The 3,570-nt window shown below is 64.6% G+C and carries 4 protein-coding genes and 1 pseudogene; 3 read left to right on the forward strand and 2 right to left on the reverse strand.

Annotated elements, in window-relative coordinates:
• Together YH3_RS10285 and YH3_RS10290 are read left to right on the forward strand one after the other, a co-directional pair.
• Positions 1-240: pseudogene (locus YH3_RS10285) on the forward strand (O-succinylbenzoate synthase); the annotation flags it as partial.
• Between the two features lie 48 nt (positions 241-288).
• A complete protein-coding gene (locus tag YH3_RS10290) occupies positions 289-735 on the forward strand; it encodes a hypothetical protein (RefSeq protein ID WP_003941973.1) in 447 nt (148 codons plus the stop codon).
• Between the two features lie 66 nt (positions 736-801).
• On the opposite strand, the gene YH3_RS10295 is transcribed toward YH3_RS10290, so the two are convergent.
• Together YH3_RS10295 and YH3_RS10300 are read right to left on the reverse strand one after the other, a co-directional pair.
• The gene (locus YH3_RS10295; RefSeq protein ID WP_042453072.1) at positions 802-1,629 is read right to left on the reverse strand and encodes a siderophore-interacting protein; all 828 of its coding nucleotides are present in this window, start codon (positions 1,627-1,629) and stop codon (positions 802-804) included.
• Between the two features lie 58 nt (positions 1,630-1,687).
• Positions 1,688-2,290 carry a flavin reductase family protein gene (locus tag YH3_RS10300; RefSeq protein WP_039972961.1) on the reverse strand — a complete coding sequence of 201 codons (603 nt, stop codon included), beginning with the start codon at positions 2,288-2,290 and terminating at the stop codon, positions 1,688-1,690.
• Positions 2,291-2,358: 68 nt separating this feature from the next.
• On the opposite strand from YH3_RS10300, the gene menD reads away from it, so the two are divergent.
• The coding region (gene menD / locus YH3_RS10305; protein ID WP_238592552.1) for a 2-succinyl-5-enolpyruvyl-6-hydroxy-3-cyclohexene-1-carboxylic-acid synthase at positions 2,359-3,570 on the forward strand (1,212 nt) is incomplete at its 3' end.

Raw genomic sequence — 3,570 nt, forward strand, 5'->3', positions numbered from 1 at the left:
GCGGCAGCGTTGCCTTCGCTTCCGTTTGCCTGCGGTCTCGGTACAGGCGGCCTGTTCGTCCAGGATGTCGCGGTCACCGGGGCAGCTGTCGACGGTGCTTTGTCGGTGGGTGCCGTCGAGCCTGATCCGGTTCTGCTCGAGACGCTGGCCGCGCCCGCGGACCGGCGCGACTGGTGGCTGGAGCGGGCTCGGCGCTGCCATCGGATACTCGGCAGTAGGGACCAGCCGAATTTCGTATAGTCTCGGGCGCGACCTGATGAACATCAGTGAAGAATGAAGGGATCGAAAGTGGTTGCAGCTCTGAACGAAACCCTGCTCGAGGAATCACGGGTTCCCGCGGTCGTCGCGGACGTGCAGACCTTGATCGACGCAGAGGTTTCGGATAAGTCGGGGGCCTCAGGGCTGGCTCTCAAGGGTGGCTACGGCGCGGTCAAGAAGGTGAGCCCGTCCATCGTGCCGGACGCCGTCACCGCGCTTCTGCCGGCTTTCGTGGCAAAGCTCGAGCCGTACTGGCAGGAATTCTCGGCTTCCGGTGAAGGTAGCTTCGCCGATTTCATCAGCGCCCGCGGCGACGCGGTTGCCGATTCCCTCCTCGAGGTGACGGACGAGCGTATCGAAGGTAGCGACAAGGCCGTCGTCAAGTCGATGTACTCGAAGCTGCGCGGTTCGGCGAAGAAGCATGTGACTGCAGCTCTGCCGCGTCTGGGCGATGTGATCCAGAAGCACGCTGCATAAGCGAACGTAAAACGACGAGTGGCCCGGGAGTTTCTCCCGGGCCACTCGTCGTGTTCGGTGCGTTTGTCAGTGAGCCGAATGTCCGTGGCGCCAGAAGCCGGTGAAGGTGATGTCGGTTTTGGCGAACTTCCGGTCGTTCACGAGGTGCCGACGCAGCCCGGTGGTGAGTGCCTGTTCGCCGGCGACAAAGGTGTACGACGGCCCCTCGGGCAGTTCGGCGGCGCGGACGGTCTCGAGGGTCAGAACACCCGGCGTCGCGTGTTCGTCCTCGCGAACGAGCCAATGCACGTTGACGTTCGCCAACTCCGGAATGTCTTGCTTGTCTTCGATGTTCGGAATCTCGACGAAGACCTCGGCACGCAGGTCTGCGGGCGCGGATTCCAGAATGCCGATGATCGCGGGAAGTGCACTCTCGTCGCCGACGAGCAGTTGCCACTTGGCCTCGGGTGTGGGGTTGTAGATGCAGCCTTCGTCCAAGAGGGCGACCTCGTCGCCGGCCGACGCGGTGTCCGCCCACGCGGATGCCGGGCCGATGTCGCCGTGATAAGCGAAGTCGATGTCGATCTCCGTGGTCTCGCCGAAGAGACCGGATCCGGCGGCACGGTAGGCGCGAATCGTGTAGTTGCGCACGACGGGTCGCGTGTCCTTGGACATCAACAGGTACTGCGCATACCAGAGATTGCTGGCCGCGCTCGGCAACCGGAGTTCACTCTGGCCGACCTGCGGGATGAACATGCGGAACCACTGATCGGCACCCATCGGAGCGATGGTGGACAGCTCTTCGCCGGCAATGGTCACCCGGATGAAGCTGGGGCTGATTCGTTTGTTCGCCACGACCTGCGCCGACACGATGCTGCGTGAGGCCGGTTTCACGAACTTGGCGCGCTTGGCCATGACTGGTTGCTCCCTGATTAACTGTTACTCGTACCTAATCAGGTAACCCTAACCTGATTTACGGTCGCTGTGGAGTGGTGGGTCTGTCCTTTTCGACGACTTCGGGAGGAAGACCCCACTGCGCTCGGCCAAGTCGGCTCATCGGTGCGATTGCCGCGAAGTCCGGTAGGCCGTCGTCGGCGACAGCCTCGGGACGTACTGCGACCGCCACCACATTTCCCATCACGACAAATGAATTGCCGACCTCGATGACCTGGTGAAGCGTGCATTCGATGGCGATCGGGGAGTCGGCGACCCGTACGGGGCGAACCCGCTCGCTCGGCTCGCTACGGATGTTCAACTCGAGAAACTCGTCGGCCTCGGCGTCGTAGAAGGCGGAACTCTGGTTCACCACGTCGGCAAGCCTGGCAGTCGCCAGGTTGATCACGAATTCGCCGGTCGCTTCGATGTTGCGCAGGCTGTCCTTGCGTCCGACCGACGTGAACTGCACGATCGGCGGCGCCGAACTTGCCACGGTGAAAAAGCTGTACGGAGCCAGATTGCCGACGCCGTCCGCCGACAGGGTGGACACCCAGGCAATCGGCCGGGGGACCACCGAAGCGGTGAGTAACTGATAGAACCGGCGGGGTTCGAGCTCGGCTGGATCGAAGAGTGTGCGCACCCACACATAATGCCGCTGTCCCCGCCCCTGGGCATGCTTGCGCCCGAACATCTGACACTCTTGAAGGCGTGAATCCGTCCACTGCACAAGCCACAGCCGTCGTCGACGAACTGGTTCGTGGTGGCGTGCGTGAAGTCGTGCTGTGTCCAGGCTCTCGCAACGCGCCCCTCGCATTCGCCCTCCAGGCCGCCGACCTCGACGGCCGGTTGCGTCTGCACATGCGGATCGACGAGCGGACAGCAGGCTTTCTGGCACTCGGACTGGCAATCGCCGGGAAACGACCGGTCCCCATCGTGATGACTTCCGGGACCGCCGTCGCGAATCTCGGACCCGCTGTCCTCGAGGCCAACTACGCGCGAGTGCCGCTGGTGGTCCTGAGCGCCAACCGGCCGTACGAGATGCTCGGCACCGGCGCCAACCAGACCGTCGAGCAACTCGGGCTCTTCGGCAGTCAAGTCCGCGCAACCATCAGCCTGGGCCTGGCGGAGGACGATTCGACGCAGAACAGCCAGTGGCGCTCGGCGGTCTGCCGGGTCCTCGCCGCTGCCCGCGGAACCCGATCCGGAAATGCGGGTCCGGTGCACTTCGACATTCCACTTCGTGAGCCGCTGGTGCCGGACGTGCACGTGCAGGGACCGGTCCCGGAGGGCCGTCCCGGCGGTGCGGCCTGGACCACCACCCAGAACGCGACGCTCGATGTTCCGGTCGATCTGGACCTCACCGCAGATACGGTGGTCATTTCCGGACACGGTAGTGCGCTTCGGCCTGAGCTGGCCGGCCTGCCGACGGTGGCCGAACCGACGGCTCCGATGCACGGGATAGCACTGCATCCACTCGCGCTCTCGCAACTCAAGCCCAAGCAGGCGATCATCACCGGCCGCCCGACGTTGCATCGTCAGGTCTCGAAGGTGCTGGCCGACCCGGGCGTCGACGTCTACGCGCTGACTACCGGGCCGCGCTGGCCGGACGTATCCGGCAACGTACTCGCCACCGGAACCAGAGCAGTGGTCACCGGGACTCCCGATCCCGCCTGGATCGCTCGATGCGCCGCGCTGACCGAACACGCCGAAACTGCCGTCCGCAAGCAACTCGACGCCCACCCCAAGGCCACCGGCCTGCACGTGGCAGCTGCTGTGATGGATGCTCTCGCGGACGGCGACCAGCTTCTGCTCGGCGCATCCAACCCTGTTCGCGACGCGGCCCTCGTGAGCTATCCCAAGCCCGCCGTGCGGGTGCTGTCGAATCGCGGCGTCGCAGGTATCGACGGCACCGTCTCGGCG

The sequence above is a fragment of the Rhodococcus sp. YH3-3 genome, from assembly GCF_001653035.1.
Classification (GTDB): Bacteria; Actinomycetota; Actinomycetes; order Mycobacteriales; family Mycobacteriaceae; genus Rhodococcus_F; species Rhodococcus_F qingshengii.